This is a genomic window from Amycolatopsis sacchari, from assembly GCF_900114035.1.
Classification (GTDB): domain Bacteria; phylum Actinomycetota; class Actinomycetes; order Mycobacteriales; family Pseudonocardiaceae; genus Amycolatopsis_E; species Amycolatopsis_E sacchari.
This window is the reverse complement of the sequence record NZ_FORP01000021.1, coordinates 108,124-129,554: the sequence shown is the minus strand read 5'-3', so window position 1 is coordinate 129,554 and position 21,431 is coordinate 108,124. Positions and strand designations below refer to the sequence as shown.

Below are 21,431 nucleotides of genomic sequence, written 5' to 3'. Positions count from 1 at the left end.
CCGCCGCCATCTGGCACAACCGCGCCACCGGCCAACCCGTCACCCGATCCCTCACCGCCTACGACCACTGACCGAGTTACGCATTACTCGTCTAGATGCTGACGAGGAGACACGACTCGCGCTGCGCGGCTATCGCGAGGCTATGACGTACGTGCTGCAGGTGGCCGAGGACGACGACTTCACCTACAGCGACCAGCTCTTCAAAAGCCTGCACTACATGATGACCAGCTACGCGCTCAAGAACCGGCCGGGCCGGTGGCGAGCCGGTCCGATCTACGTGCGCAACGACGCGACCGGCGAGATCGTGCACGAAGGTGCCGAGATCGAGCAGGTGCCCGCCCTCATGAGGGAACTCGCGACCGAGTTGAACGAGAAGGCGGACTGCCCGGACATCGTCCGGGCGGCGATGGCCCACCTGAACCTGGTCATGGTGCACCCGTTTCGCGACGGCAATGGGCGGATGGCGCGCTGTCTCCAGAGCCTCGTGCTCGCCCGCAGTGGAGTCCTCAACCCGGTGTTCATGAGCATCGAGGAGTACCTCGGACGTAACACGCAGGCGTACTACGACGTCCTGGCGATGGTGGGCGGCGGGACGTGGCAGCCCGGTCGTGACGCGCGGCCGTGGATCCGGTTCACGATGACAGCCCACGTCCGCCAGGCCAGAACGATGCTCCGCCGGATCCGGGAGAGCAGCCGGATGTGGTCCGAGCTGGAACTGCTGGTGGAGAAGCACAGGCTGCCGGAGCGGAGCATCATGGCGCTCTTCGACGCGATGGTCGGCCTCCGGGTGCGCAACGCCACCTACCGCGCTTACTTCCAGGACACCCCCGAGGAGATCACCGATGCCACGGCGAGCCGTGACCTCAGGGCGCTGGTGACGGCCGGTCTGCTCGAAGCCGCCGGGGAGAAGCGGGGCCGTCATTACGTCGCGCGGCCCGAACTCCGGGCCATCCACGAAAAGGTTGTGAGGAACCGCGTTCCCGAAGACGACACCGACCCCTTCGCCGCCTAGGCGCTCAGGTCCTCGTTCGCCAGGTGGGCCGACAGCGTCTCCGCCACGCGCTGCACCGCCGGGGCGATGCGCGACACGGCCTCCTTCGTCAGCCGGCCCTCCGGCCCTGACACCGAAACCGCCGCGGGGGCGGGCGTGCCGGTCAGCGGCGCGGCGACGCAGCGCACGCCCAGCTCCTGCTCGCTCTCGTCCACGGCGTAGCCCTGCCGCGCGATCACGGCGAGGTGCCGCAGCATCTCCTCCGGATCGGTGATCGTGTGCTCGGTGTACGACGGCATCCCGGTCCGCTCCAGCAGCGCGCGCACCTCCTCCGGCGGCAGCTGCGACAGGATCGCCTTGCCGACGCCCGTCCCGTGCGGCAGGACGCGCCGCCCGACCTCGGTGAACATGCGCATCGAGTGCTTCGACGGCACCTGCGCCACGTACACCACCTCGTCGCGCTCCAGCACCGCCAGGTTGGCCGTCTCGCCGACCTCGTCGACCAGTTCCGCCAGCAGCGGCCGCGCCCACGTGCCGAACTGCATGCTCGCGTTCTCGCCGAGGCGGATGAGCCGCGCCCCCAGCGCGTACCTGCGGTTGGTGTTCTGCCGCACGTACCCCAGCGCGACGAGGGTGCGGATCAGCCGGTGGATGGTCGGCATCGGCAGCCCGGACGTCGCCGCCAGCTCGGACAGGCTCGCCTCGCCGCCGGTGTCCGCCAGCCGCTCCAGCAGCTCGAAGGCCCGACGCAGCGACTGGACGCTGCCGTCGCGCCCGCTCTTCTCCTCGGCCACCCGCTCTCCTCACGTTGAGCTTCCGCTATGCAGAAACTATAGTCCGTCATGTAGAAACCGTATGTCTGTCTTTTGGAGTGTTGCCGCATGTCTGAGGTCCAGGTGCTCGGCGGACAGGTCGAGCGAGGCGACGAGATCCTGACGCCGGAGGCGCTGGATTTCCTGGCCGGCTTGCACGACAACTTCGCGGCCCGGCGCGACGAGCTGCTCGCCGCCCGCGCGAAGCGCCGCGAGGAGGCGAAGCGGACCGGCAGGCTCGACTTCCTCCCCGAGACCAAGCACATCCGCGAGGGTGACTGGCAGGTCGCGGTCGCGCCGCCCGCGCTGCAGGACCGGCGGGTGGAGATCACGGGCCCCACCGACCGCAAGATGACCATCAACGCGCTGAACTCGGGCGCGAAGGTGTGGCTGGCGGACTTCGAGGACGCGAACACGCCGCACTGGCGCAACGTCGTCGGCGGCCAGGTCAACCTGCGTGACGCGATCCGGGGCGACATCAGCCTCGACAGTAACGGCAAGCACTACGAGCTGCGGAAAGACGCTCCGCTCGCCACGATCGTCGTCCGCCCGCGCGGCTGGCACCTCGACGAGCGCAACCTGACCTTCGGCGGCCGCAAGGGCGTCGGCGCGCTCGTCGACTTCGGGCTGTACTTCTTCCACAACGTGCGCGCGCTGCTGGCCGGCGACAAGGGCCCGTACTTCTACCTGCCGAAGATGGAGAGCCACCTCGAGGCGCGGCTGTGGAACGACGTGTTCACCCACGCCGAGAAGGAGCTGGGCATCGAGCACGGCACGATCCGCGCGACGGTGCTGATCGAGACCATCCCCGCGGCGTTCGAGATGGAGGAGATCCTCTACGAGCTGCGTGAGCACGCATCCGGCCTCAACGCGGGCCGCTGGGACTACCTGTTCAGCATCATCAAGTACTTCCGCGACGCCGGTGAGAAGTTCGTGCTGCCGGACCGCAACAGCGTGACCATGACGGCGCCGTTCATGCGGGCCTACACCGAGCTGCTCGTGCGCACCTGCCACAAGCGCGGCGCGTTCGCGATCGGCGGGATGGCGGCGTTCATCCCGAGCAAGGACCCCGAGGTCAACGAGAACGCCTCCAAGAAGGTCCACGCCGACAAGGCTCGCGAGGCAGGCGACGGCTTCGACGGTTCGTGGGTCGCGCACCCGGGCATGGTGGACCTGTGCCGCGAGGAGTTCGACAAGGTCCTCGGGGACAAGCCCAACCAGCTGGACCGCAAGCGCGAGGACGTGCACGTCACGGCGGACGACCTGCTCAACGTGGCGGCGACCGAGGGCGCGGCGACCGAGGCCGGGCTGCGGGGCGCCGTCGACGTCGGCGTCCGCTACATCGCCTCGTGGCTGGGCGGCAACGGCGCGGCGGGCATCCACAACCTGATGGAGGACGCGGCCACCGCCGAGATCTCCCGTTCGCAGGTGTGGCAGTGGGTGCAGAACGGCATCACGCTCGACAACGGCGAGAAGGTCACGCGTGAGCTGGTGCGCTCGGTCCTCGACGACGTGCGCAAGGAGCTGGACGGGCAGATCCCGGCCGAGCTGCTGACGCCGGCCGTCGAGCTGTTCGAGGAGGTCGCGCTCGCCGAGCAGTACGTCGACTTCCTGACCCTGTCCGCCTACGAGCGGATCTCCTGACGTGACGGGCCGGCTCACCGACGCGGTGTACGACGCCGCCGACGCCCGTCTGTCCGAAGTGGACGCGAGGGTGGCGGCGCGGTACCCCGGTGAGCCGGCCGGCCGTCAGCCGGTGCACACGGTGTACGTGCCGGCGCACCGGTACGCGCCCGGCCTGCTCGCCGAGTGGGGTGAGCGGGCGCGGGCGGTTTTCGTCGAGCGCGGCGAGGAGCTGGGGCTGGACCCCGGGATCGTCACGCGCGTGGAGCGCAAGCTGGCCACGGAGCCGATCGAGGACCTGCGGATCGACTTCGAGGACGGCTACGGCCACCCGGGCGACGAGGCCGAGGACGCCGCGGCGGTTTCCTGCGGCCGGGTTCTCGCCGGTGGGGAGTCGCCGCCGTTCGTGGGAATCCGGTTCAAGAGCTTCGAGCGGGCCACGCGGCGCCGGGGGATCCGCACGCTGGACCTGTTCCTCGGCGCGGTGCTGGAAGGCGGTGAGCTACCGCGGGGGTTCGTGGTGACGCTGCCGAAGGTGACGGCCGTCGAGCAGGTCGCGGTCGCGGCGGACGTGCTCGGCGAGCTGGAGAAGGCGTACGGGCTCGCGGAGCGGACGCTGCGCTTCGAGGTGCAGATCGAGACTTCGCAGTCCATTGTGGACGCTTCCGGGGCCGTCGCCGTGCCGCGGATCATCGAGGCCGCGCAGGGGCGGTGCAGCGGGCTGCACTACGGCACGTACGACTACAGCGCGGGCCTGGGCATCGCGGCGGCGTACCAGAGCATGGAGCACCCGGCGGCGGACTTCGCGAAGGCGTTCATGCAGGTCAGCGCCGCCGGCACGGGGGTGCGGCTGTCGGACGGCTCGACGAACCGGTTGCCGGTGGGGGAGCGGTTGCTGGAGGGCTGGCGGGAGCACCTGCGCCTCGTGCGGCGCTCGCTGGAGCGCGGGTTCTACCAGGGCTGGGACCTGCACCCGCACCAGCTGCCGACCCGCTTCGCCGCGACGTACACGTTCTTCCGCGAGGGCCTCCCGTCCGCCGCGGCGCGCCTTCGTGACTACGCGGCCCAGGCCGACAGCGGCGTGCTGGACGAACCGGCGACGGCACAGGCGCTCGCGATGTTCCTGTGCCGGGGTTTGGACTGCGGCGCGCTTGACGAGGCGGAGATGCCGTTGCCCCGGGCGCGGCTGGACGCCTACGCCCGCCGGGAGGGCTGACTGGCAGGCCCGCACCCGGACCCGCCTAATCCTCCTCGTCCAAGAGCGCCAGGCGGTTCGCCAGGTCGTCGGCGAAGCGCTTCGTCAGCGTGGCGAACCGGTCGCGGTCCTCGGCGGGCCAGGCCGCCAGCGCCTCCTCGAACCAGCCCAGGATCGTCTCCAGGTACCGGTCCGTCACCTGCCTGCCCTCGGGCGTCAGGTCGATCAACCGGGCGCGCTGGTCCTGCGGGTCGACCACCCGCCGCACCAGCTTCCGCCGTTCGATGCCCTGCACCAGCCGCGTGACGTGGGGCCCCGCGACTTCCATCCGCGCGGCGATCTCACCGATGCGCAGCGGCTCCTCGGCCATGCGCAGCTGGAACAACACCGACATGGCCGGCCGGTCCAGTCCCGAGTTCGTGGCGGCCATCGCGCGCTCCACCAGCTGGCCCCGGCCGATCACCCGGCTCAGCCGCATCAGGTGGGGCAGCAGCGTGAGCAGCGTGGGCTCGGCCATGACCACCTCCTTGATAGATACCTAACTTAGGTATATGTTCGGGCTTCAGAAACCTACCTAAGTTACCTAATCGACCAGGGGGACTCCACCATGACCACCGTCCTGATCTCCGGTGCCAGCATCGCCGGCCCGGCGCTCGGCTACTGGCTCCGCCGCTACGGCTTCGAGGTCACCATCGTCGAGCGGGCGCAGGCCCTGCGCGGCGGCGGCTACCCGATCGACCTCCGCGGCACCGCCGTCGAGGTCGCCGACCGCATGGGCATCCTGCCGCGCCTGCGGGAAGCCCGTGTCGACGTCCGCAAGCTCACCTTCCTGGACCCGGCGGGCGAGCCGATCACCAGCGTTTCCCCGCAGGAGCTCGCCGGCGGGGACAAGGAACACGACATCGAGATTCCCCGCGGCGACCTGGCGAACGCGCTGTTCGACATCACGCGCGACAGCGTCGAGTACCTCTTCGGCGACTCGATCGAGACCTTCGACCAGCACGACGACGGCGTGGACGTCACCTTCCGCAGCGGGACCCGCCGTCGCTTCGACCTGGTCGTCGGCGCGGACGGGCTGCACTCGCGGACCCGTGAGCTGCTGTTCGGGCCCGAGGCGCCGTTCCACCGCTACCTCGAATACTGCTTCGCCGGGTTCACGGTGCCCAACGAGCTGGGACTCTCCCAGGAGGGCGTCGCCTGGAACGCCGCCGGGCGCACGGCCGTCCTCTACGCCCCGCGCGAGCAGGGCGACGTGCACGGCTTCCTGACGTTCCTGCGGGAGGACCCGCCGTTCGACGCCTTCGCGGACCCGGCCGCACAGCGGGACCTCGTCGCTTCGATGTTCCCCGAGCAGGTCTGGCAGCTGCCGAACCTGGTCGCCAGGATGCGGACCGCCGACGACCTGTTCTTCGACGTGGTCAGCCAGATCCACCTGCCGCGCTGGTCCTCCGGGCGGGTCGCGCTGGTCGGCGACGCCGCGTACGCCCCGTCCTTCTTCTCCGGCCAGGGGTCGAGCATCGCGCTCGTGGGTGCGTACCTGCTGGCGGGCGAGCTGGCCTCGCGGGACGACCACGCCAAGGCGTTCACCGCCTACGAGGAGGCCGCGCGGGACTTCGTGAACCGGAACCAGGCGCTCGCCCTCGGCGGCAGCGGGGCGCTGTCCCCGCGGACGGAGGAGGCATTGGCCGCCCGCAACGAGGCGCTGCGCGCGGGCACCCTCGGCACGCCCGAAGAGCGGGACGACGTCTACAACGGGCTCGTCCTGCCGGACTACCCGGCCTGAAGCGCCAGGTAGACGTCCACCTGCGTGCGGAAGTCGTTGAGGTCGAGGCCGAGCAGCTCGGACGCGCGGGCGATGCGGTAGCGCAGCGTGTTGACGTGGACGTGCAGCGCCTTGGCGGCGGCGGTGGGGGAGCTGGAGCATTCGAGGAACACCCTGACGGTGTGCACGAGATCGGTGCCCTGCGCGGCGTCGTAGGCGAGCAGGCCGCCGAGCACCCGCTCCCGCACCGACCGCCGCAGCTCGTCGGGTGCGCCGGCGACGAGCAGCCGGTGCACCGCGACGTCCTCGCCCGCGACGACGGCCAGCCGCTGCGAGCGGCGGGCAGCGACTTCCGCGGCGTGCAGCGCTTCCTGTGCCGCGCCACGCAGGCCGTCCACCGTGGCGGGCCCGCTGATCCCGGCGTAGACACGGGAAACCTCGACGAATAGGTCCACAGTGGACAGTCGCGCGCGTGCCGTGTCCGGCCACTGCTCGTCTGCCTCGATGACCGCACACGCGTCGTCGCCGAGTGAGCCCAGCGAGGCGGGGACGTCCGCGACCAGCTCGGCCAGCAGTTCCGCGGCGAGCGCCGGTTCGTCGTCCGGGGTGCGGAGCACCACGACCCGCACCGGTTCGGCCCGGCCGGTGGCGGCGAAGGCGGCCGCGAGGTCGCCCGCGCCGCTCCCGAGCGCGCCGAACAGCGGTTCCGCGGCCCGGTCGGCGGTGCGGCGCACCTGCTCGGCGCGTGCCCGCGCGAGGCTGAGCAGCCCGGCCAGTTCGTCGGCGAGCTCACCGGTTTCGGGGGAGCCGACGGCGAGGACCCACGGCACGGCGAACCGCCCGCCCACCGGCAGGAGCGTGTACCGGTCGGCGACCACGCGCTCGCGGCCGGGGGTGTACCACTCGACGGGCGGCGCCTCCGGGGCGGTGCCGCCCACGACCCGCCCCGTGGCCGACAGCACCCAGCACGGCGCCCCCAGTTCCTGCGCGCCCTGCCTCAGCAGGACCGGCAGGGGTGCGTCGGCCGAGGACAGCAAGCGTTTGCGCGCCCCGCTCGGCTCGCGGCCGCGGTCGGCGGCGAGCGCCAGCACGACGCGTTCGGTGATCACCGCGAAGGACAGGTCGGCGGGCACCTCCAGCAGCGGGATCCGGTGCCGGGCACACGCGCGCACGACGTCGTCGGGGATGCCCTCGGTGTCCGCGCCCGACGCCGCCAGTGCCGCGACGCCGGCCCGCGCCAGCGCCGCCACGAACGGTTCGGCGTCCCCCGGCCGCCGCCACCAGAGCAGGCCCGTGAGCACGACCTCGCCCGCGGACACGTACCGGCTCGGGTCGGGCAGCTCGGTCACGTAGATCCGGCTGACCGCGCGGTCGAGCAGCGCCGATCCCGTGCGCAGCCGCAGGCGCAGTTCGGGGATCTCCAGCAGCGTCTTCACCAGGGTCATGACGAGCCGATCCTAGTGACGGGCCGTGCGCTGGAGATGCGCGAGCGCGCGGGGCCGGGGACAGTGAACCGGGGGCGCGGAGTTCGGAGAGGAGCAGGGGATGGACATCGCCGCGCAGATCGGCGCCGTCAAGCGGCAGGTGGGCGACCGGTCGGTGGTGCTGCGGCGCGGCTACGTCGCCGAACCGGAGGACGTGTGGGGTGCCTGCACCGAGCGGGAGCGGCTGAACAGCTGGTTCCTGCCGGTCAGCGGCGACCTGACGGTGGGCGGCCGCTACCAGCTGGAGGACAACGCCCACGGTGAGATCCTGCGGTGCCAGGCGCCGCGGCTGCTGCAGGTGACGTGGGAGTTCGGGCAGGCGCCGCCGTCGACGGTCGAGGTGCGGTTGAAAGCCGTCAAGGGCGGCACGATGTTCGAGCTGGAGCACTCGGGGCTCGACGACGAGCAGCAGTGGGACCAGTTCGGGCCGGGTGCGGTGGGCATCGGCTGGGACCTGGTCGTGCTCGGGCTCGGCGTCCACCTCGCCGGTTTCAAGCACCCGGAGGGCTGGGAGAGCTCGGACGAGTACTACAAGTACCTCGCCGCGAGCAACGAGGCGTGGCGCGCGGCGTACGAGGCGGCGGGGGCGCAGCCGAACGTGGCCGCGGCCGCCGCGGAACGCACTTTGGCCGCGTACACACCTTCGCGTTAACACGGACTGGGGGAAAGTACGAACGACCGGCCCTGACCAGGGCGTGGGTTCGTACTTCCGCGCCGTTGCCGTGGCGTGGGTCACGGCGTTGTACTGACCGGGTGGACTTCCTGCGACCCCAGACGCTCGCCGAGGCGCTGGCCCTCAAGGCCGAGCGGCCCGACGCGGTACCGATCGCCGGCGGCACCGACGTCATGGTCGAGCTGAATTTCGGCCACCGCCGTCCCGCCGCGCTGCTCGACCTCACCCGCGTCCGCGAGCTCACCGAATCGTCCACTTCGGACTCGGGTGTCCGGCTGGGCGCCGGGGTGCCCTACACCCGCGTCATCACCGAGCTGGGCGACCGGCTGCCGGGGCTCGCCATGGCTTCGCGGACGGTCGGCTCGCCGCAGATCCGCAACCGCGGCACGGTCGGCGGCAACCTCGGGGCGGCCTCACCGGCCGGGGACACGCATCCGGTGCTGCTCGTGACGGGCGCGGAGATCGAGGCGGCCTCGGTGCGTGGCACGCGTCGGATCCCGGCCGAGGAGTTCTACGTCGGGGTGAAGCGCAACGCGCTCGCCGAGGACGAGCTGATCACCGCGGTGCACCTGCCGCCGCGCTCCGGCTCCCAGCAGTTCGCGAAGGTCGGCACGCGCAACGCGATGGTCATCGCGGTCTGCTCGTTCGCGCTCGCGCTCGGCGAGGGACAGGTGCGGGCGGCCATCGGCTCCGCCGCGCCCACCCCGCGCCGGGTACCCGAGGCGGAGGAGTTCCTGGCCGCCGAGCTGCCGTGGGGCGCGCCGCTGCCGGACTCGCTCAAGCGCCGGTTCGGGGAGCTGGTCGCGGCGGCGGCACAGCCGATCGACGACGTGCGCGGCACCGCCGCCTACCGCAGGCACGCCCTGTCCGTGCTGGCCCGGCGGACGCTGGGCTGGGCGTGGCGCGAAAACTCCGAGGGGGGCCAGGCATGCGCCTGAACGTGACGGTCAACGGCGAGGCCAGGCAGGCCGACGACGTGTGGGAGGGCGAGAGCCTGCTGTACGTGCTGCGTGAGCGGCTGGGCCTCCCCGGCTCGAAGAACGCCTGTGAGCAGGGCGAATGCGGGTCGTGCACGGTGTACCTCGACGACGTGCCGGTGTGCTCCTGCCTCGTCGCGGCGGGGCAGGCGGAGGGCCGCGAGGTGCGCACGGTCGAGGGGCTGGCCGAGGGTGAGCGGCTCGACCCGGTGCAGCAGTCGTTCGTCGACGCGGGCGCCGTGCAGTGCGGGTTCTGCACGCCGGGGCTCGTCGTCGCGGCACACGACCTGCTGAACCGCGTGCCGGACCCGAGCGACGAGGAGATCCGCGAGGCGCTGGCGGGGAACCTGTGCCGCTGCACGGGGTACGAGAAGATCCTGGACGCGGTCCGGATGGCGGCGAAGCGATGAGGACGGTCCTGCGGAACGCGGCGATCGCGACGGTCGACGCCGAGGGCACCGAGTACCGGTCCGGCCACGTCGTGGTGGAGGACGACCGGATCGTCGCGGTGGGCGAAGGCCCCGGCGAAGGTGACGTCGTGGTCGATGCGACCGGCTGCCTGATCACGCCGGGCCTGGTGAACACCCACCACCACCTGTACCAGTGGGCCACGCGCGGCCTGGCCGCGGACTCGACGCTGTTCCAGTGGCTCGTCGAGCTGTACCCGGTCTGGGGAAGGCTCGACGCGGACATCACGCACGCCGCCGCGAGCGCCGGTCTCGCGCGGCTCGCGCTGACCGGCTGCACGACCGTCGCCGACCACCACTACGTCTTCCCGGCGGACGCCGGCGACCAGATGCACGCCCTCGTCGAGGCGACGCGGCGGATCGGCGTGCGCGCGCACCTCGTGCGTGGCTCCATGGACCGCGGGGTGTCGCAGGGCGGCTTGCCGCCGGACAACCTGGTCGAGGACACCGAAGCCGCGTTGCTCGGCACCGAGGCGGCCATCGACGCCCACCACGACGACTCGCCGAACGCGCGGATCCGGGTCGCGGTCGGGCCGTGCTCGCCGTTCTCCGTCAGCGAGCAGCTGATGCTCGGCGCGGCGGAACTGGCGCGCCGCAAAGGAGTCCGGCTGCACACGCACCTCGCCGAGACGCTCGACGAGGAGGCCCAGTGCCTCGCCGAGTTCGGCTGCACCCCGGCCGAGTACGCCGACAAACTCGGCTGGCTCGGCGGCGACGTGTGGCTCGCGCACAGCGTGCACCTGGCTCCGACGGCGATCCGCCGGTTCGGCGCCACGCGCACCGGCGCGGCGCACTGCCCGACGTCCAACGGCCGGCTGGGTACCGGTATCGCCCCGGTGCGGGATCTGCTCGACGCGGGCGCCCCGGTGGGGCTCGGCGTGGACGGCGCGGCGTCCAACGAGTCCGGCGGGCTGGGGGAGGAGCTGCACCAGGCGTTGTTGCAGGCCCGGCAGCGGGGCGGCCCCACGGCGCTGACCGTCCGGGACGCGCTGGAGCTGGGCACGATGGGCGGTGCCCGGTGCCTGGGCCGTGAGCACGAACTCGGCTCGCTCGAACCCGGCAAGCTCGCCGACCTCGTGGTGTGGGACCTGACCGGGCTGCGCTACGCGGGCATCGAGGACCCGGTCGCGGCGCTCGTGCTGGGCGCCACGCCGGACGTGAAGCTGCTGATGGTCGGCGGCGAAACCGTCGTGGCCGACGGGGAGCTGCACACCGCCGACGAGCACGCGCTGGCCGGGGAGCTGACCGCGGCCGCGAGGAGGTTGCGATGACGACGACCGAGCAGGCCACCGGCACCGCGAGCGGCATCGGCAGCAGCCCGCGTCGCCCGGACGGGATCGGCAAGGTGCGGGGCGAGTTCGCCTACTCCTCGGACCTGTGGCACGAGGACATGCTGTGGGGCGCGACCCTGCGCAGCCCGCACCCCCACGCCCGCATCACGGGTGTCGACACCGCGGAAGCGCTTGCGGTGCCCGGGGTTTACGCCGTATTGACGCACGAGGACGTGCCCGGCGTGAACCGCTACGGGCTGGAGCACCCGGATCAGCCCGTGCTCGCGGAGAGCGTCGTGCGGTACCAGGGCGAGCCGGTCGCACTCGTCGCCGCCGACCACCCCGAGACCGCGCGCCGTGCGATGAAGCGGATCAAGGTCGCCTACGAGGTCCTCGAACCCGTCACCGACGCCGAGGAGGCCGTCGCCGAGGAGCGGAACGTCGTGCGGCACGTGCCGATCCGCCGGGGCGACCCGGAGGCACGCGCCGAGGTCGTCGTCACCGGCTCGTACGAGGTCGGCATGCAGGACCAGGCGTTCCTCGGGCCGGAGTCCGGGCTCGCCGTGCCGGCGGAGGACGGCGGGATCGACCTGTACGTCGCGACCCAGTGGCTGCACGTCGACCAGCGGCAGATCGTGGCCGCGCTCGGGCTGCCCGAGGAGAAGGTGCGGCTGACGCTCGGCGGGGTCGGCGGGGCGTTCGGCGGCCGGGAGGACCTGTCGATGCAGGTCCACGCGTGCCTGCTCGCGTTGCACACCGGCAAGCCGGTGAAGATGGTCTACAACCGCGAGGAGTCGTTCTACGGCCACGTCCACCGCCACCCCGCGACGTTGCACTACGAGCACGGCGCCGACGCGGACGGGCAACTGGTGTACGTCAAGGCGCGCATCTACCTCGACGGTGGGGCGTACGCGTCCTCGACACCGGCGGTGGTGGCGAACGCGGCGACGCTGGGCGTCGGGCCGTACGACGTGCCGAACGTGAGCATCGACTGCTGGGGCGCGTACACGAACAACCCACCGTGTGGCGCTATGCGTGGCTTCGGCGCGGTACAGGCGGCTTTCGCGTACGAGTCGCAAATGGACAGACTGGCGGAGGCGTGCGGGCTCGATCCGGTGGAGATCCGGGTCAGGAACGCGATGAGCGAGGGTTCGGTCATGCCGACCGGGCAGGTCGTGGACTCACCGGCGCCGGTCGCGGAGCTGCTCGAGCGGCTGGCGGCCAAGCCGCTGCCGCCGGAACCCGAGGGGGAGCGGGACCTGCGGACGCTGCCCGGTGGCGTGTCGAACACGACCCACGGCGAGGGCGTCGTGCGCGGGGTCGGCTACGCGGTGGGCATCAAGAACATCTGCTTCTCCGAGGGCTTCGACGACTACTCGACGGCGCGCGTGCGGCTGGAGGTGGTGGGCGGGGAGGCCGCCGCAACCGTGCAGACCGCGGCGTGCGAGGTGGGGCAAGGGCTGGTCACGGTGCTGCAGCAGATCGTGCGCACGGAGCTGGGCGTCGAGCAGGTGACGATCCTGCCGATGGACACCTCGATCGGCAACGCGGGTTCGACGTCGGCGTCGCGGCAGACCTACGTGACGGGCGGTGCGGTGCGGGCGGCGTGCCTGGCGGTGCGCAAGGCGCTGTTCAGCCGTGTCGAGCACGCGTCGGCCGATCTCGACCTGGTCGGTGGGAAGCTGGTGTCCACAAGGGACGGTGTGCTGGCGGACCTGGCGGACGTGCTGGGCGACGCGGTCCTCGACGAGACTGTCGAGTGGCGGCATCGGCCCACGGAGACGCTCGACCCGGAGACCGGTGCGGGCAACGCCCACGTGCAGTACGGGTTCGCGGCGCACCGGGCGGTCGTGGACGTGGATGTGGAGCTGGGCCTGGTGAAGGTGGTCGCGCTGGACTGCGCGCAGGACGTCGGGAAGGCGCTCAACCCGCAGGCGGTGCTGGGCCAGATCCAGGGCGGGTCCGCGCAGGGGCTCGGGCTGGCGGTGATGGAGGAGATCCAGGTGCGGGACGGCAAGGTGCGCAACCCGTCCTTCACCGACTACCTGATCCCGACGGTGCTCGACATGCCCCCGATGTCGATCGACGTGCTGGAACGGGCCGACCCGCACGCGCCGTACGGCCTGCGGGGCGTCGGCGAGCCACCCACGATCTCGTCCACCCCGGCCATCGTGGCGGCGATCCGCGCGGCGACGGGACGGGCACTGACGAGGGTTCCCGTGCGGCCGGAGCACATCACCGGCGTGTGAGGGGTTCAGGACCGTGGCGGTGGCGGTGGCGCGGCCGTCCCCGCCCGTGACGCTCGTCCTCAACGACTGGGGCGGCGCGCAGTTCCTGATCTCCGAGGGCCGCGCCGAGCGCATCGGGCGGCTGGTGCTCGTCGCGTGCGAGGCCTTCGACAACTACCCGCCGGGCCTGCCGGGCAAGTTGATCACGCTCGCCGCCCGCATCCCCGGTGGTCTCGCGGCGGCCGTGAAACTGTTGCGGTTCCCGGCGTTCCGGCGTGACATCCGGAAGTACGGGCTTTCCGTGCCACCATGGGAAACCCTGCTCGCCTGGGCTGACCGGCTGAAGACGTTCGACCGGCCCGTGCTCAGCGAGCAGCTGCGGACCTTCGTTCCCGTTTCCCGAACACCAGGTTGAGCACCACGGCGACGACGCAGCCCGCGCTGATCCCCGAGTTCAGCACCGTCTGGACGGCCGACGGGAAGTGCGCGTAGAAGTGCGGCGCGGCGATCGGGATGACGCCGACACCCAGCGCCGCCGCGACGATCGTGACGTTCGCCGGGCTGTCGAACGACGCCTGGGCGAGCGTCCGCACCCCGCTGACCGCGACGCTGCCGAACAACACGAGCCCCGCCCCGCCGAGCACCGGCTGCGGCACGAGCGCCACGATCCCGCCCGCCACCGGGAACAGCCCCAGCAGCACCAGGATCGCCCCGCTCGCCGCCACCACGTACCGGCTGACCATGCGGGTCAGCGCGACGAGCCCGATGTTCTGCGCGAACGCCGTGCACGCGAACCCGCCGAAGACCGTGCTCACCGCGGTGGCGAGCCCGTCCGCGCGCAGCCCGTCGGCGAGCGTGCGCTGCGTCGTGGGCCTGCCGACGACCTCGCCGAGTGCGAGCATGTCCGCCGTGCTCTCCGCCATGATCACGAGCATCACGATCGCCATCGACACGATGGCCGCGACGTCGAACGCCGGCGCGCCGAAGTGGAACGGGCTCGCGACGCCGAACGCGGGCGCGTCCCGCAGTGTCGACGTGTCGACCTGCCCCAGCGGCCACGCCACGAGCGTGCCGACCACCAGCCCGAGCAGCAACGCGATCCGGCTGAGGAACCCGGACAGGAAGCGGTTGAACGCCAGCACCGCGAGCAGCGTGATCCCGGCCAGCAGGAGACCACGCGGCTGCACGCTGTCCTGCTGGTCCGAGATCCAGCCGACCGCCACCGGCAGCAGCGACACCCCGATCAGCGTGATCACCGTGCCGGTCACCAGCGGCGGGAAGAACCGCGTCAGCCGGGAGAAGAACGGCGCGGCGAGCACCATCAGCGCGGCACCGACGAGCGTCGCCCCGTAGACGAGCCCGAGCGCGTTCCGCGGCCCGTGCTGCTGCACGATCGCCAGCACCGGGGCGACGTTGGCGAACGTGACGCCGTTGACCAGCGGCAGGCGCGCGCCGAAGCGCCACACGCCGAGCGTCTGCAGCAACGTCGCGAGCCCCGCGGTGAACAGGCTCGCGCTGATCAGCAGGCTCAGCTGCCCCGGCGAGAGCCCCACGGCGCCGCCGATGATCAACGGCGGCGCGACGACCCCGGCGTACATCGCGGCGACGTGCTGGACGCCACCGACGACCAGCTGTGCGGCGGGGGGTTTACGGTCGACGGGGTGGGTGTCCACAGTGGACGCCGTCGCGGTCATGCGACTCCTCAGAATGCGGGAAGCGTGTGCCAGGCGAGTCCGGCGTCTTCGGCGTCGTCGCGGATCACCGTACCTTCGATGAGTCCGTACGGGCGATCGGCCGCGTAGAAGACCTCGTTGTCGTTGGTCAGGCCGAACGGGGTGAGGTCGACCAGGAAGTGGTGCTTGTTGGGCAGGGAGAGCCGGATCTCGGCCACCTCCGGCCGCTCACGCAGCACCGCCTCGCCCATCGCGTACAGGGTCTGCTGCAGCGAGTAGCTGTGCAACGTGGCGAACGTCTCCAACATCAGGCGCCGGATCTCGCCGAAGCTGTTCGCCCAGTCGATCCCGGAGCCCTGGTAGCGCCAGCGCGCGGTGACCGCGGTCGCCAGGATGCGGTCGTCGGTCTCCGGCAGCGTCGTGTACTCGTCGCGCGGGAAGCCGTGGAACTCCGAACCGGTGGACTTGAGCACCACCAGGTCACGCAGCCCCGAGACGACCCACGCGCGGTCGCCGTCCACCGTCACCGCCGTCGTGCGCTTCTCGTCTCCCGCGCGGGAGAACGAGTGCTCGTGCGGCTTGCCGTCCACGGGGATCCGCTGCCAGGCGTGTTCGTCGATCAGGATGCGGGCGCCGGTGATGTTGCCGCGCACGAAGCGCCGCCCCAGCCGCAGCGCGAAGTCCTCGATCTCGCCGACCGGGCTTTCCTTGGCGAACGCGTACACCGTGTTCTTCTGCGTGTCCGTCGCCAGGACGCCGGCGTTGTCGCCGTGCAGGTGCGTCGCGGCGAGGTCACCCCGGAGCGAGGTCGACACCGTGAGGTCCCTGATCTCGTGCACCGGCGTGCTGCGGTCCACCGTCACCAGCCGGACCTCGGCCTTGCCGTACTGGTTGGGCCCCAGGGTGATCGCCACGGGTCAGCTCCCTCGGTAGGTGGTGTACGAGTGCGGGCTGAGCAGGATCGGGACGTGGTGGTGCGCCTGCGCGTCGGCGATCCGGAAGGTCACGGTGATCTCGGGGAAGAAGCCGTCCGGCCCGAGGTACTCGCCGGTGTCGAAGACCAGGCGGTACACGCCCGGCGCCAGCTCGTCCGGCCCGAGGTTGCGGACGCGCCCGTCGTCGTCCGTGACCCCTTCGGCCAGGACCTTTCCGCCGGATTCCAGGCGCACCGCGATACCCGCGGCGGGACGGCCTTTCGCGGCGTCGAGCACGTGCGTGGTCACGAGGCTCACCCGTGCACCTCCTTCGCCAGCCGCAGCTGGGCGATCTTGACGAGCTCCCGGCCTGCGACGGCCAGTTCGGTGTCGGGGTCGTTGGCCATGCGCTCACGCAGGTTCGCCAGCAGTTCGTCCCCGCTGCGGCCGCTGGCGCACACGAGGAACACGTGCCCGAAGCGGGCCTCGTACTCGGCGTTGGCGCTGCGGAACTTCTCGGCCGCGGCACTGTCCACTCCAGACTGCTCGGTCTTCGACGCGCCACTCGCCCGCTCGCCGATCCTCGGATGTGCGGCCATCGCGCGGTGGATCTCGTCCGGCGTCAACGTGAGGTCCGCGGCGGCCTGGAGCGCGTCAACGTCGCTGTACGGCCGCCCGGCGAGCACCGCCTCCACCCAGCGCGGCACGTCCAGGCACGCGCTGAGCACCGGCCGGAGTTCGGCGGCAGGTGCGGAGTTGAACCCGGTCAGGTCGAGGGGCACCGCTTGATAGTCCGTCAACAATTTGTTGAAGTCAATGCTCGCGGTTCAGGTAGTTGTAGACCGTGAACCTGGTGACCCCGAGAGCGGAGGCGATGGTGACGACGGCTTTCCGCAGGGCGAACGCGCCGCGTTCCTCCAGCAGGCGCACGGCCCGCTGCTTCCCCGCGCGGTCGAGGTCGGCGAGCGGGCTGCCCAGCTGCGCTTCGACCTCGCGGATGAGCCGGGCCAGCTGTGGCGCCGGTTCGACGACGGGCGGACCGTCCCCTGCGGACAGTTGCAGCGTGAAGCGCGTGGCACCGCCGTCGAGCGCCGCACGGGCGATGGCGGGCAGGGCGTCGAGCAGCGCGTCGGAGTCGCCGGACGCGGTGGTGCCGAGCGGGCCGAAATCCACCGTGAGCCCGGCCTTCACCGCCGCTTCGCGAGCGCGGACGGCGTGTTCGGGAGGCTCGCCTTCGCCGCGGAAGGGTTCAGTGGTGAACTCGGCTCTCAGCTCCACTCCTGGCACGGTAGCCCGTTGACCAGGGGAAGACCATCCCGGTATTCTCAACATACGGAATTGACTTTCCGCTATCTGGAAGAAGGCGGCATGCGGTACGACGTGAACCTCTCGCTCCTCTTCACCGAGCTTCCCCTGCTGGAACGCGCCGAGGCCGCCCGCGCGGCGGGGTTCACCGCGGTGGAGTACTGGTGGCCGTTCGACACCGCGCACCCGGGTGACCGCGAGGTGGACGCGTTCGTGCGCTCGGTGTCCGACGCGGGCGTGCGCCTGGTGAGCCTCAACTTCTTCGCGGGGGACATGGCTTCCGGGGAGCGCGGGCTGGTGTCGTGGATCGGCCGGGAGCAGGAGCTGGCCGACAGCGTCGCGATCGCGGTCGGCATCGCCGAGCGGCTGGGCTGCCGCACGTTCAACGCCTTGTACGGCAACCGCATCGACGGCCTCGACCCGACCGCGCAGGACGAGCACGCACTGTCCATACTGGACCAAGCGGCGGCGGCCGCCGCCCGCATCGGCGCCCGGCTCGTGCTCGAACCGCTGTCGGGAATCGAGAACTACCCGCTCAAGGCCGCCGCGGACGCGCTCGCGGTGTGCGACAAGCTGGGCCGGGACAACGTCGCGCTGCTGTTCGACCTGTACCACCTCGGCACCAACGGCGACGACCTCGACGCGGTGATCTCGCACCACGCCGCGCGGATCGGGCACGTCCAGGTCGCCGACGTGCCCGGCCGCCACGAGCCCGGCACCGGTGCCCTGGACATCCCCGGCTACCTGGCGAAACTCGCCGAGGCGGGCTACGACGGGTATGTCGGGCTCGAATACGTGCCGAGCGGGCGCACCGAGGACTCGTTCGGCTGGCTGGGAGGGCGGCGATGACGAAGATCGGCTTCATCGGCCTGGGCATCATGGGCGGTCCGATGGCGGCGAACCTGGTCAAGGCCGGGTTCGACGTGACGGGCTACAACCGCAGCCGCGCCAAGGTGGACAGGCTCGTCGAGGCCGGCGGGCGGGATGCGGACAGCGTCGCCGACGCGGTGCGCGACGCGGACGTGGTGGTCACGATGCTGCCCGACTCGCCGGACGTGGAGGCGGTCGTCCTCGGCGAGGACGGCGTGCTCGCCCACGCGAAACCGGGCACGCTCCTCGTCGACTGCAGCACCATCCGGCCGGATGTGTCCCGCGCGATCGCGGAGCGGATGCGGGCGCTCGACGCGCCCGTGTCCGGTGGTGAGCAAGGGGCGATCGAGGGCAGCCTGTCGATCATGGTCGGCGGCGGCGCCGAGGACTTCGCCGCCGCGCGCCCGGTGCTCGACGCGGTGGGCAGCACGGTCGTGCACGTGGGCGAGGCGGGCGCCGGGCAGACGGTCAAGGCCGCCAACCAGCTGATCGTCGCGGGCACGATCGAGCTCGTCGCCGAGTCGCTGGTCTTCCTCGAAGCCCACGGCGTGGACACCGAAGCCGCCATCAAGGTGCTCTCGGGCGGGCTGGCGGGAAACCGCGTCCTCGACCGCAAGGCCGCCGCGATGGTCCGGCGCGAGTTCACGCCGGGGTTCCGGGTCGAGCTGCACCACAAGGATCTCGGCATCGTGCAGGCCGCCGCGCGTGAGGCCGGGGTGGCGATCCCGCTGGGTGCGGCGGTGGCGCAGTTGATGGCCGCGCTGAACGCCCAGGGCCACGGCGGTCTCGACCACGGCGCCCTGCTGAAACTCGTAGCCCAGTTGTCCGGGCGGGAGGAGGTCTGATGCGGCTGGTGTTCCGGGCGCGGCGAGCGGTGACCGCCGCGGGTGAAGGGGCCTTCGACGTGGGGGTGGACGGCGAGACCGTGACCGCGGTCGAGCCGTACGGCACGTTGCGTGGTGACCGGGCGGTGGAGCTGGGCGAGGACGTCGTCCTGCTGCCCGGTCTCGTCGACACCCACGTGCACGTCAACGACCCCGGGCGCAGCGAGTGGGAGGGCTTCGAGACGGCCACCCGCGCGGCGGCGGCCGGCGGTGTCACGACCATCGTCGACATGCCGCTCAACAGCCTGCCGCCGACTGTGGACGTCGCCGCGCTGGACCTCAAGCGCAAGACGGCGGCCGGGCGCGTGCACGTGGACGTCGGCTTCTGGGGCGGCGCGATCCCCGGCAACGCCGGTGAGCTGCGGGCACTGCACGCGGAGGGCGTGTTCGGCTTCAAGTGCTTCCTGCTGCACTCCGGCGTCGACGAGTTCCCGCCGCTCGGCGACGAGGAGCTGGAAGGCGACCTGCGCCTGCTGCGTGACCTCGGCGCCCTGATGATCATCCACGCCGAGGACTCGGAGACGATCGAGCACGCGCCCCAGCCCCACGGCCGCCACTACGGCGACTTCCTCGGCTCCCGCCCGCGTGAGGCCGAGAACCGCGCGATCGCCCGTGTTATCGAGCTCGCCCGGCGGACCGGCGCCCGCGTGCACATCCTGCACCTGTCCTCTTCGGACGCACTGCCGCTGATCGCCGCCGCGCGAGAGGACGGGGTGTCGCTGACCGTCGAGACCTGTCCGCACTACCTGACGTTCACCGCCGAGGAGATCGCCGACGGGGCCACGCAGTTCAAGTGCTGCCCGCCGATCCGCGAAGCCGGCAACCGCGAACAGCTGTGGCAGGGGCTCGCCGACGGGCTGATCGACTTCGTGGTCAGCGACCACTCGCCGTGCACGCCCGAGCTGAAACGCTTCGACAGCGGGGACTTCGGCGAGGCGTGGGGCGGGATCTCCAGCCTGCAGGTCGGCCTGCCCGCGGTCTGGACGGGCGCTCGTGCGCGTGGTTTCGGCCTCGCCGACGTGGTGCGGTGGATGGCGGAGCGCCCCGCCGCGCAGGTCGGGCTGACCCACAAGGGCCGGATCGCGGCGGGTGCCGACGCGGACTTCTGCGTGTTCGCGCCGGACGAGGAGTTCGTGGTGGACGTGGCGAACCTGCGGCACCGCAACCCGGTGAGCGCCTACCACGGCCGGTCGCTGACCGGCGCGGTGCGCTCGACGTGGTTGCGGGGCAAGGAGATCACCGGAGAGCCGCGGGGCCGGTTGCTGGTGCGGGGGAGGAAGTAGTGGACCGTCCGGAGTGGACCGCCGACCCGGATCTGGCTTCGCGCCGGGTCGGGGGCAGCGTGGTGTGGGCGAACGACGAGCTGTTCGCCGAGCGGGAGAACCTGATCAAGCCCGAACAGCCGGAGTTCCGGCCGTGGAGCTTCGGGCACAAGGGGCAGATCTACGACGGCTGGGAAACCCGGCGGCGCCGCGAACCCGGTATCGACCAGGCGATCGTCCGCCTCGGACTGCCGGGTGTGGTGACCGGTGTCGTCGTGGACACCGCGTTCTTCACCGGCAACTACCCGCCGTTCGCGTCCGTCGAGGCGGTCGCGGTGGACGGTTACCCCAGCCCCGGGGAACTGTCCGCTTTGGACTGGACGACGCTCGTGCCGAAGTCCGCCCTGAAGGGGGACAGCGAGAACCCGTTCCAGGTTTCCTCGTCGCGTCGGTGGACGCACGTGCGGCTGAGCATCCACCCGGACGGCGGGGTGGCGCGGTTCCGGGTGCACGGCAGGCCGGTCGCGGACCCGCGGCTGCTCGACCTCGGCTCGTTCGACCTCGCCGCGCTGGAGCACGGCGCACGCGTGACGGGTGCGAGCAACATGTTCTACTCCTCGCCGAACAACCTGATCTCGCCCGGCTTCGCGAGCGTGATGGGGGAGGGCTGGGAGACCGCCCGCCGCCGCGACGACGGCAACGACTGGGTCGAGATCGCGCTCGCCGGCGAGGGCGTGCCGCGGCTGGCGGAGCTGGACACCAGCCATTTCAAGGGCAACGCGCCCGGCTGGGCGTCGCTGTCGGGTTCGCTGGACGGTGAGACGTGGTTCGAGGTGCTGCCCCGCACCCGGCTGCAGCCGGACACCCGGCACCGCTTCCCGCTGGAGCAGCCCCGCGAGCTTTCGCACCTGCGCCTGGACATCTACCCCGACGGCGGCATGGCGCGCCTGCGGTTGTACGGCGGGCTGACCGAGCGCGGCCGGTCGGAGTTCACCGAGCGGTTCCGGGCGGCGCAGTCCGGCTGATGGCCGAAAAGGTGG

Annotated in this window: 22 protein-coding genes; 14 read left to right on the top strand and 8 right to left on the bottom strand. The window is 71.7% G+C overall.

The window, feature by feature from the left end; all coding sequences use genetic code 11:
• The first annotated feature begins 142 nt into the window (after positions 1 to 142).
• On the top strand, positions 143 to 1,012 hold the full coding sequence (locus BMZ92_RS28065) for a Fic family protein (RefSeq protein WP_091513565.1): 870 nt from the start codon (positions 143 to 145) through the stop codon (positions 1,010 to 1,012).
• Here the strand turns inward: BMZ92_RS28065 and BMZ92_RS28060 are convergent.
• The gene (locus tag BMZ92_RS28060; RefSeq protein ID WP_091513562.1) at positions 1,009 to 1,785 is read right to left on the bottom strand and encodes an IclR family transcriptional regulator; all 777 of its coding nucleotides are present in this window, start codon (positions 1,783 to 1,785) and stop codon (positions 1,009 to 1,011) included. The two genes, BMZ92_RS28065 and BMZ92_RS28060, sit on opposite strands and share 4 nt — an antisense overlap.
• Positions 1,786 to 1,872: 87 nt before the next feature.
• Between BMZ92_RS28060 and aceB the strand changes: the two genes are divergently transcribed.
• Both aceB and BMZ92_RS28050 read left to right on the top strand, forming a co-directional pair.
• Positions 1,873 to 3,447, top strand: coding sequence for a malate synthase A (gene aceB / locus BMZ92_RS28055; protein ID WP_091513560.1), 1,575 nt, complete (start codon positions 1,873 to 1,875; stop codon positions 3,445 to 3,447).
• Position 3,448: 1 nt separating this feature from the next.
• Entirely contained in the window at positions 3,449 to 4,642 is a 1,194-nt protein-coding gene (locus BMZ92_RS28050; protein ID WP_091513559.1) for a DUF6986 family protein, read from the top strand.
• 25 nt (positions 4,643 to 4,667) lie between these two features.
• Here the strand turns inward: BMZ92_RS28050 and BMZ92_RS28045 are convergent, their stop codons facing one another.
• Positions 4,668 to 5,138: a MarR family winged helix-turn-helix transcriptional regulator gene (locus BMZ92_RS28045; protein WP_091513556.1), complete on the bottom strand. Its 471-nt coding sequence runs from the start codon at positions 5,136 to 5,138 to the stop codon at positions 4,668 to 4,670.
• A 90-nt stretch (positions 5,139 to 5,228) separates the two neighbouring features.
• On the opposite strand from BMZ92_RS28045, the gene BMZ92_RS28040 reads away from it, so the two are divergent.
• Positions 5,229 to 6,404, top strand: a complete 1,176-nt coding sequence (locus tag BMZ92_RS28040; protein ID WP_091513555.1) for an FAD-dependent monooxygenase — start codon at positions 5,229 to 5,231, stop codon at positions 6,402 to 6,404.
• Here BMZ92_RS28040 and BMZ92_RS28035 read toward each other — a convergent pair.
• Positions 6,392 to 7,828, bottom strand: coding sequence for a PucR family transcriptional regulator (locus tag BMZ92_RS28035; RefSeq protein ID WP_091513553.1), 1,437 nt, complete (start codon positions 7,826 to 7,828; stop codon positions 6,392 to 6,394). The genes BMZ92_RS28040 and BMZ92_RS28035 overlap by 13 nt on opposite strands.
• Positions 7,829 to 7,928: 100 nt before the next feature.
• Here BMZ92_RS28035 and BMZ92_RS28030 point away from each other — a divergent pair, with 100 nt between their 5' ends.
• The 6 genes from BMZ92_RS28030 to BMZ92_RS28005 all read left to right on the top strand — a co-directional run bounded on the left by BMZ92_RS28030 (position 7,929) and on the right by BMZ92_RS28005 (position 13,898).
• The gene (locus BMZ92_RS28030; protein WP_091513550.1) at positions 7,929 to 8,519 is read left to right on the top strand and encodes an SRPBCC family protein; all 591 of its coding nucleotides are present in this window, start codon (positions 7,929 to 7,931) and stop codon (positions 8,517 to 8,519) included.
• 101 nt (positions 8,520 to 8,620) lie between these two features.
• Complete coding sequence (locus tag BMZ92_RS28025) at positions 8,621 to 9,478, top strand: FAD binding domain-containing protein (RefSeq protein WP_091513548.1); 858 nt, start codon at positions 8,621 to 8,623, stop codon at positions 9,476 to 9,478.
• On the top strand, positions 9,469 to 9,927 hold the full coding sequence (locus tag BMZ92_RS28020) for a (2Fe-2S)-binding protein (RefSeq protein WP_091513547.1): 459 nt from the start codon (positions 9,469 to 9,471) through the stop codon (positions 9,925 to 9,927). The genes BMZ92_RS28025 and BMZ92_RS28020 overlap by 10 nt, the downstream gene beginning before the upstream one ends.
• The gene (locus BMZ92_RS28015) at positions 9,924 to 11,255 is read left to right on the top strand and encodes an 8-oxoguanine deaminase (RefSeq protein ID WP_091513544.1); all 1,332 of its coding nucleotides are present in this window, start codon (positions 9,924 to 9,926) and stop codon (positions 11,253 to 11,255) included. Before BMZ92_RS28020 ends, BMZ92_RS28015 begins: the two co-directional genes overlap by 4 nt.
• Positions 11,252 to 13,504 (top strand): xanthine dehydrogenase subunit D, encoded by a 2,253-nt coding sequence (gene pucD / locus BMZ92_RS28010; RefSeq protein ID WP_091513543.1) that lies wholly within the window; start codon positions 11,252 to 11,254, stop codon positions 13,502 to 13,504. The genes BMZ92_RS28015 and pucD overlap by 4 nt, the downstream gene beginning before the upstream one ends.
• Before the next feature lie 13 nt (positions 13,505 to 13,517).
• Positions 13,518 to 13,898 carry a hypothetical protein gene (locus BMZ92_RS28005; protein WP_091513541.1) on the top strand — a complete coding sequence of 127 codons (381 nt, stop codon included), beginning with the start codon at positions 13,518 to 13,520 and terminating at the stop codon, positions 13,896 to 13,898.
• On the opposite strand, the gene BMZ92_RS28000 is transcribed toward BMZ92_RS28005, so the two are convergent.
• The 5 genes from BMZ92_RS28000 to BMZ92_RS27980 are packed head-to-tail and all read right to left on the bottom strand — an operon-like array spanning position 13,849 to position 17,348.
• Positions 13,849 to 15,177, bottom strand: coding sequence for a nucleobase:cation symporter-2 family protein (locus BMZ92_RS28000; RefSeq protein ID WP_091513540.1), 1,329 nt, complete (start codon positions 15,175 to 15,177; stop codon positions 13,849 to 13,851). The genes BMZ92_RS28005 and BMZ92_RS28000 overlap by 50 nt on opposite strands.
• An 8-nt stretch (positions 15,178 to 15,185) precedes the next feature.
• A complete protein-coding gene (gene pucL, locus BMZ92_RS27995) occupies positions 15,186 to 16,070 on the bottom strand; it encodes a factor-independent urate hydroxylase (protein ID WP_091513537.1) in 885 nt (294 codons plus the stop codon).
• A 3-nt stretch (positions 16,071 to 16,073) separates the two neighbouring features.
• Positions 16,074 to 16,388 carry a hydroxyisourate hydrolase gene (uraH, locus tag BMZ92_RS27990; RefSeq protein WP_091513535.1) on the bottom strand — a complete coding sequence of 105 codons (315 nt, stop codon included), beginning with the start codon at positions 16,386 to 16,388 and terminating at the stop codon, positions 16,074 to 16,076.
• On the bottom strand, positions 16,385 to 16,852 hold the full coding sequence (gene uraD / locus BMZ92_RS27985) for a 2-oxo-4-hydroxy-4-carboxy-5-ureidoimidazoline decarboxylase (protein ID WP_091513533.1): 468 nt from the start codon (positions 16,850 to 16,852) through the stop codon (positions 16,385 to 16,387). Before uraD ends, uraH begins: the two co-directional genes overlap by 4 nt.
• A gap of 31 nt (positions 16,853 to 16,883) precedes the next feature.
• Positions 16,884 to 17,348, bottom strand: a complete 465-nt coding sequence (locus BMZ92_RS27980) for a helix-turn-helix domain-containing protein (protein ID WP_091513531.1) — start codon at positions 17,346 to 17,348, stop codon at positions 16,884 to 16,886.
• Between the two features lie 90 nt (positions 17,349 to 17,438).
• Between BMZ92_RS27980 and BMZ92_RS27975 the strand changes: the two genes are divergently transcribed.
• Genes BMZ92_RS27975 through alc form a run of 4 tightly spaced genes read left to right on the top strand, consistent with a single transcriptional unit; the run spans position 17,439 to position 21,416 of the window.
• A complete protein-coding gene (locus BMZ92_RS27975) occupies positions 17,439 to 18,224 on the top strand; it encodes a hydroxypyruvate isomerase family protein (protein ID WP_091513528.1) in 786 nt (261 codons plus the stop codon).
• Entirely contained in the window at positions 18,221 to 19,090 is an 870-nt protein-coding gene (locus BMZ92_RS27970) for a 2-hydroxy-3-oxopropionate reductase (RefSeq protein ID WP_091513525.1), read from the top strand. The genes BMZ92_RS27975 and BMZ92_RS27970 overlap by 4 nt, the downstream gene beginning before the upstream one ends.
• Positions 19,090 to 20,412: an allantoinase AllB gene (gene allB / locus BMZ92_RS27965; protein WP_091513523.1), complete on the top strand. Its 1,323-nt coding sequence runs from the start codon at positions 19,090 to 19,092 to the stop codon at positions 20,410 to 20,412. The genes BMZ92_RS27970 and allB overlap by 1 nt, the downstream gene beginning before the upstream one ends.
• A complete protein-coding gene (gene alc / locus BMZ92_RS27960; RefSeq protein WP_091513520.1) occupies positions 20,412 to 21,416 on the top strand; it encodes an allantoicase in 1,005 nt (334 codons plus the stop codon). The genes allB and alc overlap by 1 nt, the downstream gene beginning before the upstream one ends.
• Positions 21,417 to 21,431 lie beyond the last annotated feature (15 nt).

Coding starts and splice junctions, on each gene's coding strand:
- allB (WP_091513523.1), top strand. CDS start 19,090: ATGCGGCTGGTGTTCCGGGCGCGGCGAGCGGTGACCGCCGCGGGTGAA.
- BMZ92_RS28020 (WP_091513547.1), top strand. CDS start 9,469: ATGCGCCTGAACGTGACGGTCAACGGCGAGGCCAGGCAGGCCGACGAC.
- BMZ92_RS28045 (WP_091513556.1), bottom strand. CDS start 5,138: ATGGCCGAGCCCACGCTGCTCACGCTGCTGCCCCACCTGATGCGGCTG.
- BMZ92_RS28000 (WP_091513540.1), bottom strand. CDS start 15,177: ATGACCGCGACGGCGTCCACTGTGGACACCCACCCCGTCGACCGTAAA.
- aceB (WP_091513560.1), top strand. CDS start 1,873: ATGTCTGAGGTCCAGGTGCTCGGCGGACAGGTCGAGCGAGGCGACGAG.
- BMZ92_RS27975 (WP_091513528.1), top strand. CDS start 17,439: ATGCGGTACGACGTGAACCTCTCGCTCCTCTTCACCGAGCTTCCCCTG.
- BMZ92_RS27970 (WP_091513525.1), top strand. CDS start 18,221: ATGACGAAGATCGGCTTCATCGGCCTGGGCATCATGGGCGGTCCGATG.
- BMZ92_RS28030 (WP_091513550.1), top strand. CDS start 7,929: ATGGACATCGCCGCGCAGATCGGCGCCGTCAAGCGGCAGGTGGGCGAC.
- BMZ92_RS28065 (WP_091513565.1), top strand. CDS start 143: ATGACGTACGTGCTGCAGGTGGCCGAGGACGACGACTTCACCTACAGC.
- BMZ92_RS28040 (WP_091513555.1), top strand. CDS start 5,229: ATGACCACCGTCCTGATCTCCGGTGCCAGCATCGCCGGCCCGGCGCTC.
- pucD (WP_091513543.1), top strand. CDS start 11,252: ATGACGACGACCGAGCAGGCCACCGGCACCGCGAGCGGCATCGGCAGC.
- BMZ92_RS28035 (WP_091513553.1), bottom strand. CDS start 7,828: ATGACCCTGGTGAAGACGCTGCTGGAGATCCCCGAACTGCGCCTGCGG.
- BMZ92_RS28015 (WP_091513544.1), top strand. CDS start 9,924: ATGAGGACGGTCCTGCGGAACGCGGCGATCGCGACGGTCGACGCCGAG.